Annotated in this window: 21 protein-coding genes; 10 read left to right on the top strand and 11 right to left on the bottom strand. The window is 59.9% G+C overall.

What is annotated here, in order from left to right; all coding sequences use genetic code 11:
- Positions 1-208: 208 nt before the first annotated feature.
- Both ACA052_RS19560 and ACA052_RS19565 read right to left on the bottom strand, forming a co-directional pair.
- Positions 209-1,051, bottom strand: a complete 843-nt coding sequence (locus ACA052_RS19560) for a PhzF family phenazine biosynthesis protein (protein WP_497646367.1) — start codon at positions 1,049-1,051, stop codon at positions 209-211.
- A gap of 19 nt (positions 1,052-1,070) precedes the next feature.
- Positions 1,071-1,784 carry a glutathione S-transferase family protein gene (locus tag ACA052_RS19565; RefSeq protein ID WP_497646368.1) on the bottom strand — a complete coding sequence of 238 codons (714 nt, stop codon included), beginning with the start codon at positions 1,782-1,784 and terminating at the stop codon, positions 1,071-1,073.
- 371 nt (positions 1,785-2,155) lie between these two features.
- Here ACA052_RS19565 and ACA052_RS19570 point away from each other — a divergent pair, with 371 nt between their 5' ends.
- Together ACA052_RS19570 and ACA052_RS19575 are read left to right on the top strand one after the other, a co-directional pair.
- Positions 2,156-2,830, top strand: coding sequence for a histidine phosphatase family protein (locus ACA052_RS19570; RefSeq protein WP_497646372.1), 675 nt, complete (start codon positions 2,156-2,158; stop codon positions 2,828-2,830).
- Between the two features lie 90 nt (positions 2,831-2,920).
- Positions 2,921-3,976: a permease gene (locus ACA052_RS19575; RefSeq protein ID WP_497646373.1), complete on the top strand. Its 1,056-nt coding sequence runs from the start codon at positions 2,921-2,923 to the stop codon at positions 3,974-3,976.
- Between the two features lie 118 nt (positions 3,977-4,094).
- Here the strand turns inward: ACA052_RS19575 and mnmH are convergent, their stop codons facing one another.
- Together mnmH and selD are read right to left on the bottom strand one after the other, a co-directional pair.
- Positions 4,095-5,198, bottom strand: a complete 1,104-nt coding sequence (mnmH, locus tag ACA052_RS19580) for a tRNA 2-selenouridine(34) synthase MnmH (protein WP_497646374.1) — start codon at positions 5,196-5,198, stop codon at positions 4,095-4,097.
- Positions 5,198-6,232 carry a selenide, water dikinase SelD gene (gene selD, locus ACA052_RS19585; protein ID WP_497646375.1) on the bottom strand — a complete coding sequence of 345 codons (1,035 nt, stop codon included), beginning with the start codon at positions 6,230-6,232 and terminating at the stop codon, positions 5,198-5,200. Before selD ends, mnmH begins: the two co-directional genes overlap by 1 nt.
- 307 nt (positions 6,233-6,539) lie before the next feature.
- On the opposite strand from selD, the gene zapE reads away from it, so the two are divergent.
- Both zapE and ACA052_RS19595 read left to right on the top strand, forming a co-directional pair.
- On the top strand, positions 6,540-7,667 hold the full coding sequence (gene zapE / locus ACA052_RS19590; RefSeq protein WP_497646377.1) for a cell division protein ZapE: 1,128 nt from the start codon (positions 6,540-6,542) through the stop codon (positions 7,665-7,667).
- A gap of 105 nt (positions 7,668-7,772) precedes the next feature.
- The gene (locus ACA052_RS19595) at positions 7,773-9,086 is read left to right on the top strand and encodes a leucine-rich repeat-containing protein kinase family protein (RefSeq protein WP_497646378.1); all 1,314 of its coding nucleotides are present in this window, start codon (positions 7,773-7,775) and stop codon (positions 9,084-9,086) included.
- A gap of 98 nt (positions 9,087-9,184) precedes the next feature.
- On the opposite strand, the gene ACA052_RS19600 is transcribed toward ACA052_RS19595, so the two are convergent.
- Positions 9,185-9,892 carry a YebC/PmpR family DNA-binding transcriptional regulator gene (locus ACA052_RS19600; protein WP_497646380.1) on the bottom strand — a complete coding sequence of 236 codons (708 nt, stop codon included), beginning with the start codon at positions 9,890-9,892 and terminating at the stop codon, positions 9,185-9,187.
- Between the two features lie 232 nt (positions 9,893-10,124).
- On the opposite strand from ACA052_RS19600, the gene ACA052_RS19605 reads away from it, so the two are divergent.
- The gene (locus ACA052_RS19605) at positions 10,125-11,462 is read left to right on the top strand and encodes a type VI secretion system Vgr family protein (protein ID WP_497646382.1); all 1,338 of its coding nucleotides are present in this window, start codon (positions 10,125-10,127) and stop codon (positions 11,460-11,462) included.
- A gap of 177 nt (positions 11,463-11,639) precedes the next feature.
- Here ACA052_RS19605 and ACA052_RS19610 read toward each other — a convergent pair whose 3' ends face one another.
- Positions 11,640-12,506, bottom strand: a complete 867-nt coding sequence (locus ACA052_RS19610) for a LysR substrate-binding domain-containing protein (RefSeq protein ID WP_497646383.1) — start codon at positions 12,504-12,506, stop codon at positions 11,640-11,642.
- Between the two features lie 109 nt (positions 12,507-12,615).
- Between ACA052_RS19610 and ACA052_RS19615 the strand changes: the two genes are divergently transcribed.
- The 3 genes from ACA052_RS19615 (at position 12,616) to ACA052_RS19625 (ending at position 15,465) form a co-directional block, all read left to right on the top strand.
- Complete coding sequence (locus tag ACA052_RS19615) at positions 12,616-13,725, top strand: 2-aminoethylphosphonate--pyruvate transaminase (protein ID WP_497646384.1); 1,110 nt, start codon at positions 12,616-12,618, stop codon at positions 13,723-13,725.
- Positions 13,726-13,841: 116 nt separating this feature from the next.
- Positions 13,842-14,669, top strand: coding sequence for a phosphonoacetaldehyde hydrolase (phnX, locus tag ACA052_RS19620; protein ID WP_497646385.1), 828 nt, complete (start codon positions 13,842-13,844; stop codon positions 14,667-14,669).
- A gap of 247 nt (positions 14,670-14,916) precedes the next feature.
- The gene (locus ACA052_RS19625) at positions 14,917-15,465 is read left to right on the top strand and encodes a cytochrome b (protein WP_497646386.1); all 549 of its coding nucleotides are present in this window, start codon (positions 14,917-14,919) and stop codon (positions 15,463-15,465) included.
- Between the two features lie 13 nt (positions 15,466-15,478).
- Here ACA052_RS19625 and ACA052_RS19630 read toward each other — a convergent pair whose 3' ends face one another.
- Both ACA052_RS19630 and ACA052_RS19635 read right to left on the bottom strand, forming a co-directional pair.
- A complete protein-coding gene (locus tag ACA052_RS19630) occupies positions 15,479-16,393 on the bottom strand; it encodes a 1-aminocyclopropane-1-carboxylate deaminase/D-cysteine desulfhydrase (protein ID WP_497646387.1) in 915 nt (304 codons plus the stop codon).
- A 140-nt stretch (positions 16,394-16,533) separates the two neighbouring features.
- Complete coding sequence (locus tag ACA052_RS19635) at positions 16,534-18,573, bottom strand: oxidoreductase (RefSeq protein ID WP_497646388.1); 2,040 nt, start codon at positions 18,571-18,573, stop codon at positions 16,534-16,536.
- A 209-nt stretch (positions 18,574-18,782) separates the two neighbouring features.
- Here ACA052_RS19635 and ACA052_RS19640 point away from each other — a divergent pair, with 209 nt between their 5' ends.
- The gene (locus ACA052_RS19640) at positions 18,783-19,913 is read left to right on the top strand and encodes a carbon-nitrogen hydrolase family protein (RefSeq protein WP_497646389.1); all 1,131 of its coding nucleotides are present in this window, start codon (positions 18,783-18,785) and stop codon (positions 19,911-19,913) included.
- 3 nt (positions 19,914-19,916) lie between these two features.
- Positions 19,917-20,957, top strand: coding sequence for an AraC family transcriptional regulator (locus ACA052_RS19645; RefSeq protein WP_497646390.1), 1,041 nt, complete (start codon positions 19,917-19,919; stop codon positions 20,955-20,957).
- Positions 20,958-21,280: 323 nt separating this feature from the next.
- Here ACA052_RS19645 and ACA052_RS19650 read toward each other — a convergent pair whose 3' ends face one another.
- From ACA052_RS19650 to ACA052_RS19660, 3 genes are all read right to left on the bottom strand, one after another.
- On the bottom strand, positions 21,281-22,084 hold the full coding sequence (locus ACA052_RS19650) for a DUF2242 domain-containing protein (protein WP_497646391.1): 804 nt from the start codon (positions 22,082-22,084) through the stop codon (positions 21,281-21,283).
- A 260-nt stretch (positions 22,085-22,344) separates the two neighbouring features.
- The gene (locus ACA052_RS19655) at positions 22,345-24,216 is read right to left on the bottom strand and encodes a SurA N-terminal domain-containing protein (RefSeq protein ID WP_497646392.1); all 1,872 of its coding nucleotides are present in this window, start codon (positions 24,214-24,216) and stop codon (positions 22,345-22,347) included.
- Between the two features lie 233 nt (positions 24,217-24,449).
- Positions 24,450-24,722, bottom strand: coding sequence for an HU family DNA-binding protein (locus ACA052_RS19660; protein WP_002552737.1), 273 nt, complete (start codon positions 24,720-24,722; stop codon positions 24,450-24,452).
- Positions 24,723-24,816: the final 94 nt, after the last annotated feature.

Raw genomic sequence — 24,816 nt, forward strand, 5'->3', positions numbered from 1 at the left:
GTCGTAGGGGGCCAAAGCTTATGCCCTGAGCCGCGCAGGACACAAACCTCGATCGCTCAAGACTGCGTTACCGCACCCGTAACAATCGATACAAACGTCCGTAGCAGCTGCCGAGCCTGCGAGGCTGCGTTCGGCTGCGAAGCAGTCGTGAATTTACGAAACCGCGACTGCTGCGCAGTCGAACGCAGCCTCGCAGGCTCGGCAGCTGCTACAAGGTCAATGTGCCGGTGATACACGTGATCACGGAACCGCCAATCCAGATTTCATCACCCACTTGCTCCACCTGAATTCGCCCGGCGCGGCCCATGGTCAGGCCCTGGCTGACGACATAGGACGCCGGCGCCAACCCTTCACTGAACAGCCATTGGGCAATACCCGCGTTGAGGCTACCCGTGGCCGGATCTTCCGGCATGCCGTCACCCGAGATGAAAGCCCGCACTTCGAACTGCGCGTCAGCCCCATCGCGTTCGGCGTGCCACGGTGCGATGACACCGACCGCCAGCCCAAGCATGTGCGAATGATCCGGTTGCAAGTCCAGTACCTGTTGCCGGTCCTCGACCATCACCGCCAGCCAGCCGGCACCATTATCGACCCATTGCGCCCGCACAATGGCGCCTGGTTCCAGTCGCAGCCCACGGCGCACGCGCTCCAGCACGCCCGCTTCCACCGGGCCGGTCTTGATCAGTGGCGGCGCAAGAAACGCCAGTTCCGCGCCTCGCCTGCGAACCCGCACCAACCCCACACCGCACTCCTGAATGATGTCTTCACCCTTGGGCACGCCACCGGCCTCAAGCCACGCGTGGCAAGTGCCCAGCGTTGGATGACCGGCGAACGGCAGCTCCTTCAGGGTCGTGAAGATTCGCACGCGGTAGTCGGCACGGGGATCACTCGGTTCGAGGACGAACGTGGTTTCACTGAGATTGGTCCAGGCGGCGAACGCCGCCATGCGCTCATCGCTGAGTTCATCGGCACCCAACACCACTGCCAGCGGGTTGCCCTTGAGGGCGACGCGACTGAAGACATCGACTTGCTTGAAATTGAAAGAATTCATGGCCGTCCCTGGTCCCTGATCAAATCGAGGTGTTTGGCTTGGGAATTTCCAGCCCGCGCATGACCGCCGGCCGTGCCAGAAAGCGCTCCAGCACGCGTGTGACGTTCGGAAAATCGTTGATGCCCACCAGTTCGCCGGCCTCATAAAAGCCGATCAGGTTTCTCACCCAAGGAAAGGTCGCAATGTCGGCGATGGTGTAACGCTCGCCCATGATCCAGTCGCGACCTTGCAGGCGTCCATCCAGAACTTTCAACAACCGTTTACTTTCATCAACGTAGCGATCCCGAGGACGTTTGTCCTCGTAGTCCTTGCCGGCGAATTTGTTGAAGAACCCGAGCTGGCCGAACATGGGCCCGATACCCCCCATCTGAAACATCAGCCACTGGATCGTCTCGTAACGGGCCGCCGACTCCTGAGCCAGCAATTGCCCGCTCTTGTCGGCGAGGTAAATCAGAATCGCCCCGGATTCGAACAACGCCAGGGGCTGATCGCCGGGCCCGTGGGGGTCGAGGATCGCGGGGATCTTGTTGTTGGGGTTCAGCGACAGAAACTCGGGGGACATTTGATCGTTGGTGTCGAAGCCTACCCGATGCGGCTCGTAGGGCAGCCCGATCTCTTCAAGCATGATCGAGACCTTGACGCCGTTGGGTGTCGGCAAGGAGTACAGCTGAATCCACTCCGGGTACTGAGCCGGCCATTTGTGGGTGATGGGGAATGCGGACAAGTCGGTCATGGGAACGATCCACGAAGAGATTAAGAACGACAATCATAATGTAGGCGCTGCCGCAGGCTGCGATCTTTTACCGTTATCAATATGGCTGATAAACAAGATCAAAAGATCGCAGCCATCGCCTGCGTCCACACGTGTAACGTGTCCATAAATCCGCAACATCGTGTCGATAACCTCTGCTCCAACCCGTTCAAGGTTGTCGGTACATTGCTGCGCACTCCGCCGGAATCGAACCAAACGGGCTTCAGAGGACTCTGAGTACTGCCCTTGCGGAGACGGACCGGCTCAACGACATGGAAAACACCCGACGCTGGGAGCTCGCGGTGTAAAGGTTTGTCAGCCTTAATCGAATGCGCTGAAGAACCCCTAATTCAATGATGAACTTTTTGAAATTCGTCCAACGCTTCAAGCATCGCGCGTATGTCGTCCTGCCCTCCCTGTTGGCGGCCAGCGCGCTTTTCCTGGCGTTTGAAATCAGTGAAAGCCGCGCCCAACCGGCCGACGGCACCCAGACGCTGGTATTTCTACGCCACGCCGAGAAGCCCGAAGGCGGCCTCGGCCAGCTCAATTGCCAGGGATTGAACCGCGCCATCGACCTGGCCACCTTGTTGCCGGAAAAATTCGGCAAGGCCAATTACGTGTTCGCGGCCAACCCGACGCGCAATATCGAGGAAGGAGAGAAGGACAATTCCTACAGCTACATCCGCCCCTTGATGACCATCAGCCCCAGCGCGATCAAGCTCGGTTTGCCGGTGAACATCAACTTCTCGGCCAACGACACCAGCGACCTGGCCGATGAGCTGCTGCACGACAAGTATCACAACTCGGTCATCTACACCGCGTGGTCCCACGGTTATCTTCCCGAGTTGATCAACAAGGTCGCCGGGGACGCCGTCGGCAAGAAACAAAACATCACCAACGACTGGGAATCCAGTGACTACGACTCGCTGTATGTGCTCACCCTGACGTGGCACAACGGCAAGGCCAGCCTGGTCAGCCACAGCTACAAACAAGGCCTGGATAACGGTCGGGAGACTTGTCCGACCTAAGTATTCGCCGGGTCTCAAAAATCGTGGGGGCCACAGGTTCAGGGGCTGCGCTATCCTGTACCGATCTCTCCTCATGTGCGGAACCTGTTCATGTCACTCTCAAGCGCAGCTGTCCCCGCCCGGGGTTGGTCGTTCTGGTGGAAACCCGCCCTGTTTCTCCTGGTAGCCTGTGTCGGCCTCTACTACGTCAAATGGTCGCCCTACTACGCGAAGGCCTTCCTGGCGGCCGATAACCACAGCATCGGCGCCTCGATCCTCAACGATGCACAAACCGCCCCCCTCACGGCTGCACTGGCCTACGCCAAGGTGTATTTCCTGGCGATCTGGAAAGCTGCCGTACTGGCGGTAATTCTCGGTTCCCTCCTGCAAGTACTGATCCCGCGAGACTGGTTGTTGCGCCTGTTCGGCCAGGCCGGTTTTGCCTCGACCGTGCGCGGAGGTCTGTTCGCCCTGCCCGGAATGATGTGCTCGTGCTGTGCGGCGCCGGTGGCGGCCGGCATGCGCCGTTCGAATGTTTCAGTGGGCGCAGCGCTCGCGTTCTGGATCGGCAACCCGGTGCTCAACCCGGCCACCCTGGTGTTCATGGGTTTCGTGCTCGGTTGGGGCTTTACGGCGTTGCGACTGCTGGCGGGCATCGTGCTGGTGTTTGGTGTGTCGATGGTGGCTCAGCGCATCGCCGGCCCGGAGGTGTTACCGGAAGCGGCTGTCGAAGCGGTGGCCGACGCCAGCGAAAAGGATACGCAACCGTTCCTGACCCGCTGGGGCCGGACATTGTGGCAATTGTTCTGGAGCACCATCCCGATTTACATCCTGGCCGTGCTGGTGTTGGGCGCAGTGCGGGTCTGGGTGTTTCCGCACATTGACGGTGCGATGGCCAACAGCCTGCTATGGCTGGTACCGCTGGCGATCATTGGCACATTGTTCGTGATCCCCACCGCCGCGGAGATCCCCATCGTACAAACCATGATGACCCTCGGTATGGGCATCGCTCCGGCGGTCGCGCTGTTGATGACCCTGCCGAGCATCAGCCTGCCGTCGCTGTTGATGCTGCGCAAGGATTTTGACGCCCGGGTGCTGGTGAGCGTGGCGCTGATGACCATGGGGATTGGGGTGGTTAGCGGGTTGATTGGGGCCGCTCTGCTCTAAGATATATAGCGCCTGCAAGTGCCCCTTCGCGAGCAAGCCCGCTCCCACACTGGATCTGTGTAGCACTGAGATCCAAGTGGGAGCGGGCTTGCTCGCGAAAGGGCCAGAAATCCCAACATCATCTCCGGTAATTAACACGCTCGCGAAGGTACTCAAGAACCGCATCCTTCTCCCCAACAAACTCAATCCGCGCCCCTTTCTTCTCCCGCTGAAACGCATACATCGGGTCGTAATACTCGCGGAGTAACCCTTCAATCCAGCCCCGGTGCAAATCCACGCCACCGCCGCTCGCCTGTTCCGCCAGCGCGTCTTCCATCAACATCAGCATCCGTCGATGCCGCTCGCCGCCCAATCGTTTCTGAACATTGTTCAGGCTCGCCAGCAAGCGCTCGGAGAACAGCGCAAAACCTTCATCGCCATGCACGCCGGTGAACTCGGCACTCAAGTCCACCACGTAGTCGCGCAAGATCCGCTCGACCCGTCCTTCCAGGCTGTCTTCAAGCCACACCATCGGAAACTGCTGCATGCCCTGAAAGAGCGGCAGCGGCAAGGCGCAACTGCCGACCATGCGACTCTCGTCTTCCAGTACAAACTGTTCGATGCCGTGGCCACGCTTCTTCAGCACGTCCACCGCCAGCCGGTTTTCAAAGTCGATGTTGGACGGTTGGCCCGTCGCGCGTTTGCCGAAACTGGAGCCTCGATGATTGGCGTGACCTTCAAGATCCAGACCATTGCTCAATTGCGTGAGCACTTCGGTCTTGCCGGTGCCGGTCATGCCACCGAGCAACACGAAGTCGCACTGGGCGACCGCCTGGTCGACCGTCTCCAGCAAGAAAGTCCGCATGGCCTTATAGCCGCCACTGACCCGCGGGTAGTCGATACCGGCCTCATCCTTGAGCCACTGCTGGACGATCTGCGAGCGCAAACCACCGCGAAAACAATACAAATATCCCTCAGGATGAGTCCGGGCAAAATCAGCCCAGGCCTGGATGCGCTGGGCCTTGATGTCGCCAGACACCAACTGATGCCCCAGGGTAATGGCCGCTTGCTGACCGTGCTGTTTGTAGCAAGTGCCGATCCGTTGTCGCTCCAGGTCATTCATCAGCGGCAGGTTGATCACACCGGGGAAAGCACCTTTGTGAAACTCGACCGGCGCGCGGGCATCCATCAGCGGCCGGTCGTAGAGAAAGATGTCGCGATAATCGGTGAAGTCGATGGACATCAAAACACCTCAACCGCGTGGCGCTGTCGCTCGACCAGTTCACCGATCGGCGACAGAGTCAGGCCCAGATCGGCGGCCACGTTGAGGAATTGTTCATTGCCTTCGGGGGTGACGGCGATCAGCAGCCCACCGCTGGTCTGTGGATCGCAAAGCACACGTTTATGCAGTTCCTGGAGGCGACCGACCTTGCTCGCATAGCTGTCGAAATTGCGCAGTGTCCCGCCCGGTACGCAACCCTGATCGAGGTAATACTCGACACCCGGCAGGCGCGGCACACGGTCATAGTCGATACGGGCAGACACGTTGCTGCCGTCGGCCATTTCCACCAGATGCCCCAGCAGACCGAAACCGGTGACGTCGGTCATCGCGGTCACGCACTCAAGCTTGCCGAAACGGCTGCCGGGTTTGTTCAAGGTGCACATCCAGTCGCGGGCCAGGCCGATGTCGGCATCGCGCAACTTGCCCTTTTTCTCGGCGGTGGTAAGGATGCCGATGCCCAGGGGTTTGGTGAGGTAGAGCAGACAACCGGCGGTGGCGGTGTCGTTGCGCTTCATGTGGCGCTTTTCCACCAGCCCGGTGACGGCCAGGCCAAAAATCGGTTCCGGCGCATCGATCGAGTGCCCGCCGGCCAGTGGAATTCCCGCTTCATCGCACACCGAGCGCCCGCCACGAATCACTTCCCTGGCAATCTCCGGCGCCAGCACATTCACCGGCCAGCCGAGGATCGCAATCGCCATCAACGGATCGCCACCCATGGCGTAAATGTCGCTGATGGCATTGGTGGCGGCGATGCGGCCGAAGTCGAACGGGTCGTCGACGATCGGCATGAAAAAGTCGGTGGTCGAGACGACACCACGCTCTTCATCAATGGCGTACACCGCCGCGTCATCGCGCGAGGCATTACCGACCCAGAGTTTTGGATCAAGGTTCTGCGCCCCGCTGCCGGCCAGAATCACCTCTAGCACTTGTGGGGATATCTTGCAGCCACAACCTGCACCGTGGCTGTACTGGGTCAGACGGATCGGCTCGTTCATGGAGGGTACCTCGCGAAGTCAAGGCGACCGATTCTAGCAGAGCATGGTTTCGCACACTGTTGCGTGGCATCCGGCACTAAACAACTGACACCAAACAATCACCGGCCCTACCGACTCCTTTGTAGGAGCTGCCGAAGGCTGCGATCTTTTGACCTTGCTTCTCGGCGCGCCCGGGATTGCTGAAGATCGCAGCCTGCGGCAGCTCCTACAGGAGATGCGCTGTAGTGGTAGGGTTGTTCTCCCTTTGGTTACACTACGCCGCCGCCGCTCGGCAGAGCCGGCACGAAAATTAGGGGGTGACATTACAGTGGCCGCTCGACCGCCCAACCGTTCGCGTTTCGCACCACGCTGGCCCGCGCTCCGCCGTCTATTCGGCAAGGCATCGGCCAGTTCCGCCAGCAGCACTGCGTCCGGCCGCCTCGTCCACGAATGGTTTCGTCAAAAAGCCCATTCCCAGGGCTACACCCTCAGCCACAGTCAACAACGCGTGATCGACTGCATGGCGCATAACGCCAACGCACTGTTGGGCCCGTCGGTGAAAACGCTGCCCGGGCTTTACCTGCATGGCGCCGTCGGTCGCGGCAAGAGTTGGTTGCTCGACGGTTTTTTCCAGGCCCTTCCGCTCGCGGAAAAACAGCGCCTGCACTTTCATGAGTTCTTTGCCCGGTTGCACCAGGGCATGTTTACACATCGCGACCAGCCGGATGCCCTGGCGGCCACCCTCGATGAACAGCTGCGCGATTGCCGGGTGCTGTGCTTCGATGAGTTTCATGTCCACGACATCGGCGATGCGATGCTCATCACCCGACTGTTCAAGGCCTTGTTCCGCCGAGGCATCCTGCTGCTGGTCACGTCCAATTACCCACCCGAAGGCTTGCTGCCCAACCCGCTCTACCATGCGCGCTTCAAACCGGTGATCGACCTGATCAACGCACGCATGCAAGTCATGGAAGTCGGTGGCCCCCATGACTACCGGAGCCAGGTCCGGAGCCACGCCCAGCAACTGTTCACTCAGGGCCGTTACGTCTGGCCGGCCACTGTGGTGCAGCGACAGGCATTGAGCCTGCCTGAACCCGGGTTGCCTGCCATCGAACTGGCGGTCGGGGCACGGCATCTTCAAGCCGGATACTGCGAAGGACGGACCGTCGGCTTTACCTTCAGCCAGCTGTGCGACCACCCGACAGCGGTCATGGACTACCTGGAGCTGTGCCGGCGCTTCGATCAATGGATCCTCTTTGAACTGCCCAATCTCGCCGATTGTTCGATTGCCGCCCAGCAGCGCTTCATCAATTTGATCGACGTTTTGTACGATCAGGACAAGCATTTGATTGTGCTCGGAGAACGCTCACTGCGCGAAAGCCTGGGCGGCGATGCCATCGACCTGGCGCGCACGCGCAGCCGGTTGGGGCAGCTGGTGGAAGTGCGGGAGGCATAAATCAAAAGATCCTCCGAAGGCTCGGGCCGCGTTCGGACGATCTTTTGATCTATGTCCCGTTATCATGTCGCCCGCCCCCCCCACTCGACCAAAATGGATCTGCTCATGGACACCCTCGCTCAACTTCGCGCCGGCACGCTGACGGGCATCACCCGCCTGGACCTCGCCTGCGGCCTGACGGAGTTCCCAAGGGAAATCTTCGACCTGGCGGACTCGCTGGAGGTGCTTAACCTCAGTGGCAATGCCTTGAGCAGCCTGCCGGACGACCTGCACCGACTGACCCGTTTGCGCGTGCTGTTCTGCTCGGACAACCTGTTCACCGAACTGCCCGCCTGCCTGGGCCAATGCGCCGCACTGACGATGGTCGGCTTCAAGGCCAACCGCATCGAAAACGTCCCGGCCAGCGCCCTGCCACCGCTGTTGCGCTGGCTGATCCTCACCGACAACTGCATCCGTGAACTGCCGGCCGAGCTGGGTGAGCGCCCGCATCTGCAAAAGCTCATGCTGGCCGGAAACCGCTTGCAGCGTTTGCCCGAGCGCTTGCGTCACTGCGATCGACTCGAACTGATCCGCATCGCCGCCAACCAAATGACCGAACTGCCCGAGTGGCTGCTGTCCCTGCCGAGCCTGACCTGGCTGGCCTACGCCGGCAATCCGCTGGAAACCGAAGCCGATGCCGCCGCCCTTGAGGCGACGCCGAGCATCCCCTGGTCAGCGCTGCGCCTGGAACAGCCATTGGGCGAAGGCGCCTCGGGGGTGATCCACCGGGCGACGTGGAAACGGCCGGAACAACCTGCCATGCAGGTCGCGGTCAAACTCTACAAAGGCGAAATGACCAGCGATGGCTCGCCGTTGCACGAAATGAACGCCTGCATCACGGCCGGCCTGCACCCGAATCTGATCCGGGTCGAAGGACGGATCATCGAGCATCCCCACGCCCAGGCCGGTCTGGTGATGCAACTGATCGACCCAAGCTACCGTAATCTCGCCGGGCTACCCAGCCTGGCGTCCTGCACCCGGGACGTCTACGCCGACGACACCCGGTTCAGCGCGGGTGTGGCGTTGCGTATCGCCCGTGGCATCGCTGCGGCGGCCGAACATTTGCACTGCCAGGGCATCACCCACGGCGATCTCTATGCCCACAATATTTTGTGCAACGAGCAAGGCGAATGCCTGCTGGGGGACTTTGGTGCGGCGTCATTCCACGCGTCGGTGGACAGCCTGGAAACCCGTGCATTGCAACGGATCGAAGTGCGGGCGTTCGGGGTGTTGCTGGGGGAATTGCTGGAACGGATCGACTCGGGGTTGAGCGATAAAGCGCGGGGGCGACTGGAGGCGTTGCAGCAGCGCTGCTGTCAGCCGGATGTGCTGGCACGGCCGGGGTTCAGCCAAATTTTGCGGGAGCTTGATATCCGGTAATGGCGAAAAAGATCGCAGCCTGCGGCAGCTCCTACAGGGGTTTTGCGTTGATCACAAATCTACTGTAGGAGCTGCCGCAGGCTGCGATCTCTTGATCTTTAACCGGCCAACCCGACAAACATATCCTGCACATCATCATGGTTATCGAGGCCTTCCAGGAACGCTTCGACTTCTGCCATCTGCTCGTCGCTCAACCCGCTGACCGGGTTCTTCGGCTGGTAGCCCAACTTCGCCGACAACACGGTGAAACCTTGTTCAGGCAGGGCTTTCTGTACGGCATCCAGGTCCGCAGGCTCGGTCAGGAACAGGGTCGTGCCCTCTTCTTCGCCCGGCTCGAAATCCTGCGCGCCCGCTTCAATGGCGGCCATTTCCGGATCGGCGTCAGGGCTGTCCGGGGACGCCTCGATCATGCCGACGTGATTGAAGTCCCAAGACACCGAACCGGAAGCGCCCAACTGGCCCTTGCGGAATGCAACGCGAATTTCCGCAACGGTGCGATTGATATTGTCGGTCACACATTCAACGATCAAAGGCACCTGATGCGGTGCGAACCCTTCATAGGTCACGCGATGGTATTGCACGGTTTCGCCGAGCTGGCCCGAGCCTTTTTTGATCGCACGTTCCAGGGTTTCACGGGGCATCGAGGCTTTTTTAGCCTGCTCCACGACCAGACGCAGGTGTGCGTTGGTCGAGACATCGGCCCCGTTACGCGCAGCAATGGTAATTTCTTTCACCAGTTTGCCGAAGATCTTGCCCTTGGCGTTAGATGCCGCTTCTTTGTGTTTAACCTTCCACTGTGCGCCCATTACTCACTCTCTTATCTGTGGCGCCGAGACATCTGTTGGCCGACGCATGGCGGCAAGTTTATACGGCCTAAAGTTGGCAATCGACCAAAAATTCTGACTGATACACCGGCATGACGAATCGACATCTTCACCAGCGGTTGTAGGGCGATTCTGAAAAGTCGATTTGCGATATCCCTAAACGGCCACGGTTTCGTACCCTCTGCACCCGTATTCCATGGCAGAAGCGCGATCGATGCATAACGACAAGGAAAGTCCCTACACACTGACGCTCCTCGAGGGAGCATTAAGTTGGCAGGTGTTACAGTTCAGCGGCCATGAAGCCCTCAACCAGCCTTTTCGATTCGACATAGAAGCCATCGGCCTGGCACCGGCCATGAGTCTTGATCGACTGCTGCAACAGCCGGTTTACCTGAGCCTGGGCGACGGTACCGGGATTCACGGCATCCTGCACAATGCCAGTCGCGAACATCGCGGCCCGAACCGCGTCGGCTACCGCCTGGTACTCGTGCCCTACCTGCAAAACCTCGACCGACAGCGTTCCCGTCGCGTATTTCATCAACTCGACGTGCCCGCCATCCTGCGCCAGTTGCTTGAGGAAAACGCCCTGCCCGAAGACAGCTATCGTTTTGAACTGCCGCACGGGCGCTATCCTGTCCGGCCATTTTGCATTCAGTTTGATGAGAGCGACCTGGCGTTCCTGCAACGGCTCTGCGAAGAAGAAGGTATCCACTATCATTTCGAACATCAGCGCGAAGGCCATGTGCTGGTGCTGGCAGATGATGGCCTGAGTTTCCCTCAGGAACCGCTACTACTGCCCTTTCACGGTGACGCTCCCCTTCACGGCGATGTTCCGCTGATCCGTGAATTGTTCCAGTGTCACACCTCGCCCCCACCCACCGCGCCCGCTGCTGCGCAACAACTGCAACGTGAGCAACAGAGCCGCCGGATACTCGAGCGGCTGCGCTGCCGGCATCGGCAGATACAGGGGCAAAGCAACCAGAACGAATTGCGCAGCGGACGCATCGTACAAGTGTCGGAACATCCATTCCCGCACTTCAACGATCAGTGGTTGCTGACCGAGATCCGTCACCAGGGCCAACAGCCGTCGATCCTCACCCCACCCCCGCCTCACAGGGTCCGGCGTTACAGCAATCAGTTCACCGCCATTCCATGGTCAACGGTGTTCCGGCCCGCGCTTGCGCAAACCCGGCCCAGCATTCCCGGCTTGCAGGCCGCGCGAGTGCTGGGCCCTGTCGGGCAACCCCCGCTGCTGGATGACTGTGGGCGCATACAAGTCAGGCTGTGGCCCACGCCGGGTTCCGATACCGACGACGTCACTGGCCTGTGGCTACCCGTTGCCGTCGCAACGCCGGTGCCAAGGATGGATCCATCCAGCCTGCCGGTGGGCGGTTCCGAGGTATTCATCAACTTTCTGGACAGTGACCCGGACCGCCCGGTTTTGTGCGCCACGGTGGACGACCCGCCAACGCCCCAAAGGGCTTACAAGCCGCGCAACGATAGCCGCCTGCTACTCGATTGGCTGATCAATCGCCAGGACCTTGCGCCCTGAACCTCAGCCCTTGTCCGCCTTGCCAGCCACTGCGGCGACGTTTCTGGAGAGGGTTCGGAGAGTCCGTCTAGATCACACCCCCCTTGTAGGAGCTGCCGCAGGCTGCGATCTTTTGATCTTGCTTTTTAAAAGCCGAAGATCAAAAGATCGCAGCCTTCGGCAGCTCCTACAGGAGGGTCAATTTGGGTTGGGTGCCAAGCCGAAAAACGCCTGGATCAAGCGCAAATCCCGCCGCCGCTCCATGCACCCGATCATGTGCCGATTCACCAACCCGTCACCGATGATCGGCACCGCCACCACGCGGGGGTCATGGCTGACTTCCACCGACGACACCACGCCCACCCCCAAATCCGCAGCAACCGCCTCGGTCACCGCCTCCCGACTGTCCAGCTCCAGCAATACCCGTGGAATGACCTTGGCCTGAACGCAGGCCTCATCAAACGTCCGGCGGGTGATCGAACTCGGTTCCCGCAACACCATGATGACCTGATCAAGCGCCGTGAGCGGCACCCCCTTCGAACGCTGCACCCAAGGATGACTGTCGGGCACCAGCGCACAAATCCGCGACTCGCTCAGCGCCTGTAAATGCAAACCCTTGCGCGGCTCGACTTCTGTCAGCACCGCCACATCAGCGTGCTCAGAGAGCAACGCCGCCAAGGTTTCCTGAGCGTTACCCAGACGCAGATTGACCGTAATCCCCGGATACCGTGCGCGCAAACTCGCGAGCATCGGCATGACCATGTGCGGCCCGTCCGCAGCGACCTCCAAACGCCCGGTCAACAATTGCCGATTGGCCTCCAGCATCACCTGCGCTTCTTCGGCCAGGCCAAACATCGCCCGGGTGATCGCCGCCAGTCTGGAGCCCTCTTCCGTCAGTTCCACCCGTCGCGCAGTGCGGCGCAGCAGGGTGATTTGGTAGTGCTCCTCCAACGCCTTGATGTGTCCCGTGACCGCTGGCTGGCTGATGAACAGCCGCGCGGCGGCGCGGGTGAAGCTGCCCTCGCGAGCCACCGCATCGAAGGCGCGGAGCTGGAACAGGTTCATGAATAACCCTCACTAATGGTTGGCATAACAACAAACAATTTGATTGATAGCACGGCAAATTGCAATTTATGCCCCGTAGCTTCATCCCATCGATTGCGAGGACACGAGAATGAGTATTGCCGACCCCATCCTGCTCACCCCCGGCCCGTTGACGACTTCGGCCCGCACCCGCCAGGCGATGATGGTCGACTGGGGTTCATGGGATGACCGCTTCAATCAACTGACCGCCAGCCTCTGCGAGCAATTGCTGGCGATTATCAACGGCGGCGACAGCCACCACTGCGTGCCCCTGCAAGGCAGTGGCACCTTCGCGGTCGAGGCGGCGATCGGCACACTGGTGCCACGCGACGGCAAAGTCCTGGTACTGATCAACGGCGCCTACGGCAAACGCCTGGCGAAGATCTGCGAAGTGCTCGGCCGCTCCTTCAGCACCTTTGAAACCGCCGAGGACGAACCGACCACCGCCGCCGACGTCGACCGTCTGCTGCAGGCCGACGCCAGCATTACCCACGTTGCACTGATCCACTGCGAAACCAGTACCGGCATCCTCAACCCTCTGCCGGAAATTGCCCACGTCATCGCGCAACACGGTAAACGCCTGATCATCGATGCCATGAGTTCCTTCGGCGCGCTGCCGATCGATGCGCAACAGGTGCCCTTCGACGCGCTGATTGCCGCCTCGGGCAAATGCCTGGAAGGCGTGCCGGGGATGGGTTTCGTCTTCGCTCGCAAAGACGCGCTGGCCAATGCCGCCGGCAATTCACATTCGCTGGCGATGGACTTGTTCGACCAGCACACCTACATGGCCAAGACTGGCCAGTGGCGCTTCACCCCGCCGACTCATGTGGTCGCGGCGCTGCACGAAGCGCTGCTGCAATACAACGAAGAAGGGGGTTTGCCGGCGCGGCATCAGCGTTACGCCGACAATTGCAACGTGCTGTTGGATGACATGGCCAAACTCGGTTTGCGCAGCTTCCTGCCCGCCGCGATCCAGGCGCCGATCATCGTCACCTTCCACGCGCCGAAAGACCCGCGCTACCAGTTCAAGGAATTCTACGAACGCGTCAAGGCCAAGGGTTTCATCCTCTACCCCGGCAAATTGACCCAAGTCGACACCTTCCGCGTCGGCTGCATCGGACACGTCAACCCGGCCGAGATGCACGCGGCCGTGGCGGCCGTGGCCGAAGTACTGCGCGAGATGGAAGTCCTCGACATCTAATCCCCTGTAGGAGCTGCCGCAGGCTGCGATCTTTTGATCTTAAAAATCAACATCAAAAGATCGCAGCCTGCGGCAGCTCCTACAGGTCAACATTCTTCATTACAGGAATTTGAGACATGAACTACAGCAACCCAACCAAACTCCAAGCCGCGATCCTCGACTGGGCCGGCACCGTGGTCGACTTCGGCTCCTTCGCACCGACGCAGATTTTTGTCGAAGCCTTCGCCGAGTTCGACGTCCAGGTGTCCATCGAAGAAGCACGCGGGCCGATGGGCATGGGCAAGTGGGATCACATTCGCACCCTGTGTGATCAGCCGGCCGTCGCCGAACGTTATCGCAAGGCGTTCGGCCGCACGCCGACCGACGATGACGTCACCGCAATCTACAAACGCTTCATGCCACTGCAAATCGAGAAAATCGCCGAGCATTCGGCGCTGATTCCGGGGGCGCTGGACACCATCGCCCACCTGCGCCAGCAAGGGATCAAGATTGGCTCCTGTTCTGGCTACCCGAAACAGGTCATGGACAAAGTGGTCGAACTGGCCGCCACCAACGGTTACGTCGCCGATCAAGTGGTAGCCACCGACGAAGTGCCGAATGGCCGCCCATGGCCGGCGCAAGCTCTGGCCAACGTGATCGCACTGGGCATCGACGATGTCGCGGCCTGCGTGAAGATCGACGACACGGTGCCGGGCATCCTCGAAGGTCGTCGCGCCGGCATGTGGACCGTCGCGCTGATCTGCTCGGGCAACGCGCTGGGTCTGGATTACGAAGGCTACAAAGCCCTCGGCAGCGACCAACTGGACAGCGAACGCAAGCGCATCCACACGATGTTCGAAGGCTCGCGGCCGCATTACATGATCGACACCATCACCGATTTGCCGCAAGTGATCGCTGACATCAACCAGCGCCTGGCCAACGGCGAGATGCCGCAAACCAGCTGATCGCACACGCCCCCTGTAGGAGCTGCCGCAGGCTGCGATCTTTTGATGTTGCTTTTATAAAGGCAAAGATCAAAAGATCGCAGCCTGCGGCAGCTCCTACAGGGGGTGTGTGCATTTTTTCTGTCAATTACCTGAACCAGAGCACTCGGCAATCGATCGCCTCGGGCAAACCCTCCAAAACGGATTACAGTTAAAGCACACCGTCGAACAAGAACGGTGGCTTGACCCGACCTGTGAGGAACACCGTATGCCGTGGAAAAACTCCGATTCGCGCTACAGCACTGTATCGATCGCGCTGCACTGGTTGATGCTGGTCTTGCTGGTGCTGGTCTACGCCTGTATCGAATTTCGCGGGATATTTCCCAAAGGCAGTGGCGGACGAGCGCTGATCACCGAATCGCACTTCATGCTGGGCCTGACCGTGTTTGTGCTGGTCTGGATCAGATTGTTCGCCCGCAGCCTGGGCCCGGCACCGCAGATATTCCCCGCCTCTGCCCACTGGCAAACCACCCTCGCGCGGTTGATGCACTGGGCGTTGTACATTTTCATGATCGCGATGCCGATCCTGGGCTGGCTGGTCACCAGCGCCAAGGGTCATCAAGTCATGTTCTACGGCTTTGACCTGCCACTGCTGGTGTCGGAGGACAAAGCGCTGGCCAGGCAAATCGAGGGCTGGCATGTACTCGGCGGCACCATCGGCTACTGGCTGATCGGCCTGCATGCCGTAGCCGGGCTTTATCACCACTACGTGGTCGGCGACAACACCCTGCTGCGGATGATGCCGAAGCGCGGTTGAACACCCCGCGGGATTACGTCATTCCGCGGCGGCCTTGCAAGCCGCCGGTGTGGATGAAGATCAGGCGTGTGCCTTGTTCAAATTTTCCGGCTTCGATTTGCTGCTTCAGCATCAGCAGTGCCTTACCGGTGTACAGCGGCTCGAGGGGAATGCCGCCGTCCCGCTCGGTCTGTTCAATGAATTCGAGTAACAGCGGATCGACTTTGGCAAAGCCACCGCGGCTGGCATCGAACAGTTGGTAAGCGGGATGTTGCACACCTGACGCTTGCAAGATCGATTCGACCTGCTGCGCCACGCCATGATCGTCGGGCACCGCCAACGCACCATAAACCGGTTGTCCCCCCGCTTCGGCCAACACCAGGCCGGCCAGCGTCGTGCCGGTGCCGCAGGCCAGCCACCAGCCGCCGTGGTCACCCCAGCCCAAATCGCTTAGTTGCGAACGGACCATCGCTTTTAACGGCATGCAGCCCTTGGCGCCCGGCAAACCGCCGCCACCTTCAGGCACTGGGTGCAGACGGGGATACAGCGCCCGCCAGGGGTCCCAGAAACCCGCTTCGTGCCGCGCGCGGTAACCGCCATAACCCAGCCAGTGCAACCGCATGCCGAAGGCCTGCAAGTCGGCTACTGTCGGCGTGTCTTGCGGATGCCCGCGCAGCAGGCCGACGGTGCTGAAACCGAAGCGTTTGCCCGCAGCCGCCAGTGCGTGGAGATGATTGGAGTGAGCGCCGCCAAGGCTGATGACGCCATCGGCGCCGGCGAGATCAGCGGCTTTCAGATGCTCGATGAGTTTGAACCACTTGTTGCCGCTGATCAGCGGATCGATTAGATCCAGACGCAGGATGGCGACTTCGATGCCGGCGTTGGTGAGCCAATCGAGATGGAGGGGTTCTAAAGGGGCTTGGGGGAGCCAGTTGGAGGGATAAATCATTAGTTCTGCGCGATCTGGAAAGCATTGAGTCTACCAGCCAACGCAAATCCTGTAGGAGCTGCCGCAGGCTGCGATCTTTTGATCTTTGCCATTACAAAAGCAAGATCAAAAGATCGCAGCCTGCGGCAGCTCCTACAGTTTTAGAGCTCGGCAGCCAGACGCGAACCCTGGTTGATCGCCCGCTTCGCATCCAACTCTGCCGCCACGTCCGCGCCGCCAATCAAATGCACGTTCTGCCCCGCAGCCAGCAAACCGTCCTGCAGCTCACGCAGCGGATCCTGCCCGGCGCAGATCACGATGTTGTCCACCGCCAGCACTTGCGGCTCGCCGGTTTCGCCAATTCGGATGTGCAGGCCTTCGTCATCGATCTTCAGGTATTCGACGCTGTTGAGCATCTGCACCTGTTTGTTTTTCAGACCGGTGCGATGAATCCAGCCGGTCGTCTTGCCCAGGCCGTCGCCGACCTTGGACTTCTTGCGTTGCAGCAGGAACACGTCACGGGCCGGGGCATGCGGTTGCGCCTTGATGCCGGCGACACCGCCGCGTGCTTCAAGGTGCGTGTCGATGCCCCACTCTTTCCAGAACGCTTCACGGTCCAGGCTGGTCGCAACACCTTCATGGACCAGGAACTCCGACACGTCAAAACCGATACCACCGGCGCCAATCACCGCGACACGCTTGCCCACCGGTTTGCGCTCGAGGATCACGTCCAGGTAGCTCAACACCTTGGCGTTTTCCACGCCTGGAATCGCCGGGGTTCTCGGGGCAATGCCGGTGGCCAGAATGATCTCGTCGTACCCGCCTTCAACCAGCTTTGCCACATCGACACGAGTGTTCAGGCAAACCTCGACATTGGCGGTCTGCAGTTTGCGCTTGAAGTAACGCAGGGTTTCGAAGAACTCTTCCTTGCCGGGTACGCGTTTGGCGACATTGAACTGGCCACCGATTTCGCTGGCCGAATCGAACAGCGTCACCTGATGACCACGCTCAGCGGCCACGGTGGCGGCGGACAGGCCCGCAGGACCGGCACCCACCACGGCAATTTTCTTGATCTGCTGCACGGGCAAGTAGTTGAGTTCGGTTTCGTGACAAGCGCGCGGGTTCACCAGGCAACTGGTCAGTTTGCCGCCAAAGGTGTGATCGAGGCACGCCTGGTTGCAGCCGATGCAGGTGTTGATTTCATCGGCACGCCCGGCAGCGGCCTTGTTGACGAAGTCCGGATCGGCGAGGAACGGCCGCGCCATCGAGACCATGTCAGCGTCGCCTTCAGCCAGGATCTGCTCAGCGATTTCCGGGGTGTTGATGCGGTTGGTGGTGATCAGCGGAATACTCACCGAACCGCGCAGCTTGGCCGTGACTTTGCTGAACGCCGCACGCGGCACCTTGGTGGCGATGGTCGGAATCCGCGCTTCGTGCCAGCCAATGCCAGTGTTGATGATCGTTGCACCCGCCTGCTCGATGGCCTTGGCCAGCGTCACGATTTCTCCCCAGGTGCTGCCACCTTCCACCAGATCGAGCATCGACAGACGGAAAATAATGATGAAGTTCGGCCCCACAGCTTCGCGAACCCGACGCACGATTTCGACCGGCAGGCGCATGCGGTTTTCGTAGCTGCCGCCCCAGCGGTCAGTGCGGTGGTTGGTGTGCGCCGCGAGGAACTGGTTAATGAAATAACCTTCGGAGCCCATGATCTCAACGCCGTCGTACTCGGCCTTTTGCGCCAGGCTCGAACAGGTCACGAAATCGCTGATCTGTTTCTCGATGCCTTCCTCGTCCAGTTCCTTGGGCTTGAACGGGTTGATCGGCGCCTGAATGGCACTCGGCGCGACCTGTTTCGGGCTGTAGGCATAACGGCCGGCGTGAAGAATCTGCATGCAGATCTTGCCCCCCGCTTCGTGCACCGCGCGGGTGACGATCTGGTGCTTGAGCGCTTCTTCCTCGGTAGTCAGCTTGGCTGCGCCGGAATACACGCCGCCCTCGTCGTTCGGGCCGATACCGCCGGTGACCATCAAGCCAACGCCGCCGCGAGCGCGTTCGGCGAAGTAGGCCGCCATGCGCTCGAAACCACCGGGCTTCTCCTCAAGACCGGTGTGCATCGAACCCATCAGGGTACGGTTGCGCAACGTGGTAAAACCCAGGTCCAGCGGGGCCAACAGGTGCGGGTAATGAGCGGCGGCCATCGGTAACTCCACAACGAGCGATCACGGAAAAAAATGCAGGAGCTCTACGGCCCCCGTCAGTCATGTTGCACAGACTAAGAGCCGCGCCCGTGTCGCTCAATGACCGTAACTGACAACTTATTGATCCAAATGCGCACTAGTCCTTGGCAAGCACGGGCATGAGCCCTACCCTAGTCACGAACCCTGCACACGGCCGCTGACTGTTTTCCATGCGCAAACTTCTGTACCTGACCTTCTCCATGGCGTTGATCGCCGCCCTCACGACCTACGCAATGTGGGCCGCGGATCGTCCGGTGGGCCATTACCTGTCGGACCTGCGGATCAATCTGGCCGTCGACCAAGGCACGCCCGCCGATCGCGGCAACTTGCTGGGCATCCAGCCCGAGTTGTATCCCACTGACTATCAAAGCCCGGAGCGCCTGCACCGCAAACTCGCCGCCTACTTGCAGAAGGCTCAGGACCAGGGCCTGTTGAATGACAAAACCATCGTCGTCTTGCCGGAACACGTCGGCACCTGGCTGATGGTCAGCGGCGAGAAAGACGAGTTGTATCAGGCCACCACGCTCAAGGAAGCGATGAACTGGCTGGCGGTGAGCAACCCCTGGAAGTTCCTTCGCGCGTTGATCAGTGCCAAGGGTGACAGCCGACTGGACGACGCTCACCTGCGCATGAAAGCCAAGGGCATGGCCAAGGATTACCAGGCGCTGTTCGGTGGCCTGGCGAAAGAATTCCATATCACCCTGGTCGCCGGCTCCATCGTGCTGCCCGACCCCAGTGTCATCGACGGCACCCTGAAAATCGGCCGCGGCGCGTTGTACAACAGCAGCGTGGTGTTCGGCCGCGATGGCCTGCCGATCGGCCAGCCCCAGCGCCAGATGCACCCGATATTCGCTGAGCATGAGGTCATCGAGGCCAATGGCGAGCACACACTCAACACCGTCGACACCCCGGCCGGACGTTTGGGTGTGCTGATTGGCAGCGACAGCTGGTACCCCGACAACTACCGCAAGCTCGACGAACAAGGCGCGCAATTGGTGGCGGTCCCGGCGTATGTCAGTGGGCACGGCACCTGGGACAAACCGTGGCGCGGGTACAAGGGCCTGTTGACGCCAGGTTCCGTCAGCCTCAAATCCGGCGAGCTCAGCGAAGGCCAGGCCTGGCATCGCCTGACGCTGACCGCGCAACCGCCCAGCAGCCAGGCAATCGCCGGCATGAGTGTGTTCCTGCGCGGCCAGTTCTGGGATCAGGGCAGCGCCGGCCAGAGCTTTCTCAGCAGCAACGGGCAGCAATTCGCTGACGGCAACGCCCGTGGCGCACGTCTGTTGAATCTGTGGTTGTAGGCGATGAAACCGCAGCCGATGCGTCTCGGTGATCTTTCCGTAGGCTTCGTTCATAGCCTCGCCGATGCCGTGCGCAGCCACGGTGCAGACCCACAGTCACTGCTCGAACAATACGGCCTGGACGCTGCACGCCTTGGCGAAGCGGGTGCCCGGCTCTCGATCCCGCGCTATATGCGCCTTGGCCACGGCGCCATTCAGTTGACCGGCAATCCTGCCCTGGGTTTGCGCATGGGCCAGCTCAGTCGCCTGAGCCAGGCCGGCCTGGCCGGCGTCACCTCCGCGCAGGCGCCGACGGTGCGCGAAGCGGCACGCTGCCTGATCCGTTTCGAAGCCCTGTACGGTTCCAACTATCGCGGACAATCGAGCTTTCACGAAGACGCCCAAGGTGCCTGGCTGCGGTTTTATTCCATCAGCCCTTACAACGCCTATAACCGCTTCGTCGTGGATTCGATCATTGCCGGTTGGTTGCAACAACTGTCCAGCATCAGCCCTGCCCCACTGCGTGCCGAACGGATCGAGATCGAGTTCGCAGCGCCAGACTACCGTGAGGCTTATGCGGTGCTGGGTGACTGCCCGGTTCAATTTGGCGGCGAGCACAATCAATTGCGCTTGAGCCTGGAAAGCCTCGCCCAGCGTAACCCGGAGCACTGCCCGAGCACCTGGCGGCACTTGTTGCAACTGTGTGAGCGGGAACTGGAGCAACTGACACGCACCCGCAGCCTGCGTGAACGCATCACTCAGTTACTGGGGCCGTTACTCAATGGTGGCCGGGAACCCGACCTGGAAGAAGTGGCGGCACGCCTGAAGCTGCCAACCTGGACCTTGCGCCGCAAACTCGCCGAGGAAGGCACGCAGTTCCGCGCGATTCTCAACGACACACGCCGCGACCTGGCCATGACCTACATTCGCGATACCGAACTGGCGTTCGGTGAAATCGCCTACCTGCTGGGCTTTGCCTCAGCCGAAGCGTTTCAACGCGCCTTCAAACGCTGGAGCGGGCAGACACCCGGCGAATTTCGCCGCAGTCATCGTCAATCCGCCTGACGCTTATAGCTCGGTAGCGTCTTCCGCCGGTTCCAGTGGGTCCAGTTCAAACGCCTGGAACTCGAGCAGTTCTTCTTGATAATCGTCCATTTTGAATCCCTCACGGCTCATTGAAAAAACGCTTGAATAAATGACCAGCGCCTTGAGCATAAAGTGCCCGCGTGAAAGAAAAATGACGCAGGCACGACACTTCGTCGCTACTTATTAAAACGTAGCAGGCACTCGGGAATTTATCAGGGGATTTTTTCGAGGCAACCGGGATGCCAACGAAAACCAATGTGGGAGCAGGCTCGCTCCCACATTGGATATGGCGTTGGTAGCTGTTACGGCATCGACTTAATAGGCTCGCTCGGCGGTGCCATGTCGCTCGGGTTCGTCGGTGGGGTAATGGCTTCCGTGGACGGTGCTGGCTCGGTGTTTTCAGCGGGAGTGATCGGTGCTGTTTCAGGCGGTGGAGCAACCGGTTCCGAGGCGGCAGGTGCCGGTGCAGGTTCTGCCGCAGGGGTCGGGGTTGGGGCCAACGCTGCCGGCGCAGCCTTGGGTTCAGGCACGCCCAGGTCGGTTTTCGGCTTCTCGACGATGTGCGCGGCCTTTTTCGCTTCCGGCGGCAGAAACAACTCGACCAACGTGAAGAAACGTTCGTAGAACTTGGCCGACGATACGGTTTCGCTGGCCACCTTGACCATCGAGTCGTCGGACGAACCAATCGGCATCGACACCGAACCCAGTACACCAACACCCAGGCTGGCGGAGTTGTTGGTCTTCTTCAGCGCATAACGATCCTGCAAGGCGTTGGCAAACATCGTCGCATGATGCCCCTCACTGCCGTCATCGGCGCAGACCACACTGAAGCTGATCTCCATATGGGTATCGCCAGTCTGCTGGAAGCTCTTGTGGCCGCTGACCAGTTTCGGGTCACTGCTGGTGATGATGTAACCCTGGCTGAGCAACGCCCGACGAGCGGCCTCGCAGGTCTGCGCATCGGTCACCGGGTAGTTACGGGAAAACGTACCGGAGTCGTCAAAGTTCTCATGCTCATAAATGGCGGACTTTTTTGACGAGCAACCGGCCGCAGCGGCCAGCACCAACGCCAGCCCGGCAACACGCATGGGAAATGATTTAAACATTGAACATCCTGAGGAAAACGGTTCGGGGCGTATTGTGCAACAGATCGATGCTTAGCGTCGCACCGATTGTGTCTTAAAACAGTTACAGGGGTAATGACTGCGATTTACGGGAAAAAGTCCCGGTGTACGCAAGATCAAAAGATCGCAGCCTGCGGCAGCTCCTACAGATTCGCCGCAGGCTGCGATCTTTTGATTGTGCCCATAAAAAAACCCCAGCTTTTCGGCTGGGGTTTTTGTGTAGCGTAAAACTCAGTCAGGCATCAGTAACGCTTGATTTCGGCCTGGCTTTCCAGCTGTTTGCGGTAAGCCGCAAAGTCTTGCTGGCCAATACGCGAAGCGAGGTAGCGACGGTATTGAGCCTTCTCTTCATCGGTCGGCGCTGCCGCTTCGTTCACGCCGTTCAGGCGCACGATCACCAGGCTACCATCGGCCAAGGTCACGCTGTTGAAGGTCGGCTTGTCCTTGGCTGCCGGTTTCGGCATGCGGAACAGCGCTTGCAGCACGGCAGGGTCAACCCCTTCCTGGCCACGAGTGGCTGCCTGGGTCACTTTCCAGTTCTGGCCGTCGATCGCCTTGTCCAGCGGAGTCTTGCCTTCGCGCAGGCTGACAATCAGCTGTTCAGCCTTGGTCTTGGCGGCAGCACTGGCGTGCTCCTTGGCCAATTGCCCACGGATGCTCGCATTCACGCTTTCGAGTGGTAATTGCGCAGGCTTCAGGTGTTCCTTGGCGCGCAGCACAACCACTGTTTCCGGGTCCAGTTCGATGGCGGTGCTGTTGGCACCCTCATCCAGCACTTCAGGACTGAACGCAGCGGTAACCACGGCACGGTTTGCCGCAACACCCTCACCACCTTCACGGCCGAAAGGCTTGGAGGTGTGAACAGTCAGCTTCAAGTCCTGCGCCGGCTGAGCCAGATCGGAAGCTTCGAATGTGGAGTCCTCCAATTGCTTGGTCGCCTCGACGAATCGCTGTTCGACCTGCTGGGTCTTCAGCTCGCGGGTCAGCTTGTCTTTCAGACTGGCCAGCGTCGGAACTTCCGGCGCTTCAACGCCCAACAGTTTGATCAGGTGGAAACCGAAGTCGGTGCGAACCGGCGCCGATACTTGATCCTTGGCCAACGCGTACAGCGCTGTTTCGAACGCTGGATCGTAGACACCCGGGCCTGCGTAACCGAGGTCACCGCCATTGTTCGCCGAACCTGGATCCTGGGAGAATTCCTTGGCCAGTGCCTCGAACTTCTCGCCTTTGGCCAGGCGCGCCTGAACTTCTTCGATCTTGGCCTTGGCTTGCGCCTCGGTCACTTTGTCATTCACTTCGATCAGAATGTGCGCAGCCCGGCGTTGTTCGGCCAGGTTCGCGATTTCTTTCTGATACGCCGCTTGCAGGTCCTCGTCCTTGACGCTGACCTGATCGAAGAAGGAAGCCTTCTTCAGCTCGAGGTAATCAATGACCACCTGATCCGGCGTCATGAATTCCTTGGCGTGTTCGTCGTAGTAGGCCTTGACCTCATCGTCGGTCAGCTTCACAGCTGCCGGGTCAGCCTTGACGTTCAGGGAAGCGAAATCGCGGGTCTGTTTTTCCAGACGGGCAAACGACAACACCTGTGCATCCGTGACAAAACCGCTACCTGCCAAGCCAGCACGGAGCTGCCCGATCAGCATTTCCTGAGCCAGCATCTGGCGGAATTGCATGCGGCTGTAGCCGAGTTGGCGAATGACCTGATCGAAACGCTCGGTGCTGAACTTGCCATCGACCTGGAATTCAGGCGTTTGCAGGATCACCTGGTCCAAGGCCGCTTCGGAAAAAGCGAATTTCGAATTTTCTGCGCCTTGCAGCAGCAGTTTGCGATCGATCAAGCCCTTGAGGGCCGATTCGCGCAGCATTTTTTCATCGAGCAAGGAAGCGTCGAAATCCTTGCCCAGCTGTTGCATCAGCTGACGGCGTTGCATATCGACCGCTTGGCTGAGCTCATTCTGGCTGATTTCTTCGCCGTTGACCTTGGCCGCATCATTGCTGTGCGTCGTAGCCTTGAAGATGGCGTCGAAACCGGTCAAAGCCATCAGTGCAACGATGACCCCGATGATGGTCTTGGCAATCCAGCCTTGTGAATTGTCCCTGATATTCTGCAGCATGCGTCCCCCAGAAACGGTTGAACTTCAAAATTAGGCAACCGTGGAGCGTGGGTAGAATCCGGATAGAAGAAAGGCGCATCCGAGGATGCGCCTTCTCGTAACTGGCGGAACGGACCGAGGGTTCGAACTTGCGACCCTCGGCGTCTCGGACCGGCGACTCGCCGACTGGACTACCGCTCCGCTGCCAGGTCAGGCATGACCCCGACCCGGATAGGCAAAAACCTGAATCGAACTTAGTTGACAGCTTCTTTCAGTGCTTTACCGGCTTTGAAACCTGGTTTTTTCGCTGCTGCGATTTCCAGCGTCTTACCGGTCTGTGGGTTACGACCAATGCGAGCTGGACGATCAGTTACGGAGAAAGTACCGAAACCAACCAGAACAACAGAGTCGCCAGCCTTGAGAGCGCCAGTGACGGATTCGATTACAGCGTCCAGCGCACGGCCAGCAGCAGCTTTCGGGATATCAGCGGATGCAGCGATAGCATCAATCAGTTCCGACTTGTTCACTCTAAGTCCCCTTATATCTATTTTGAGTATGATTCTAAGTTTTTTTGGTGAAAGCAAAAACGAGTGCTGAATGGCCTACAGACACTACTGAAGA

The organism is Pseudomonas sp. LBUM1644, assembly GCF_059716195.1.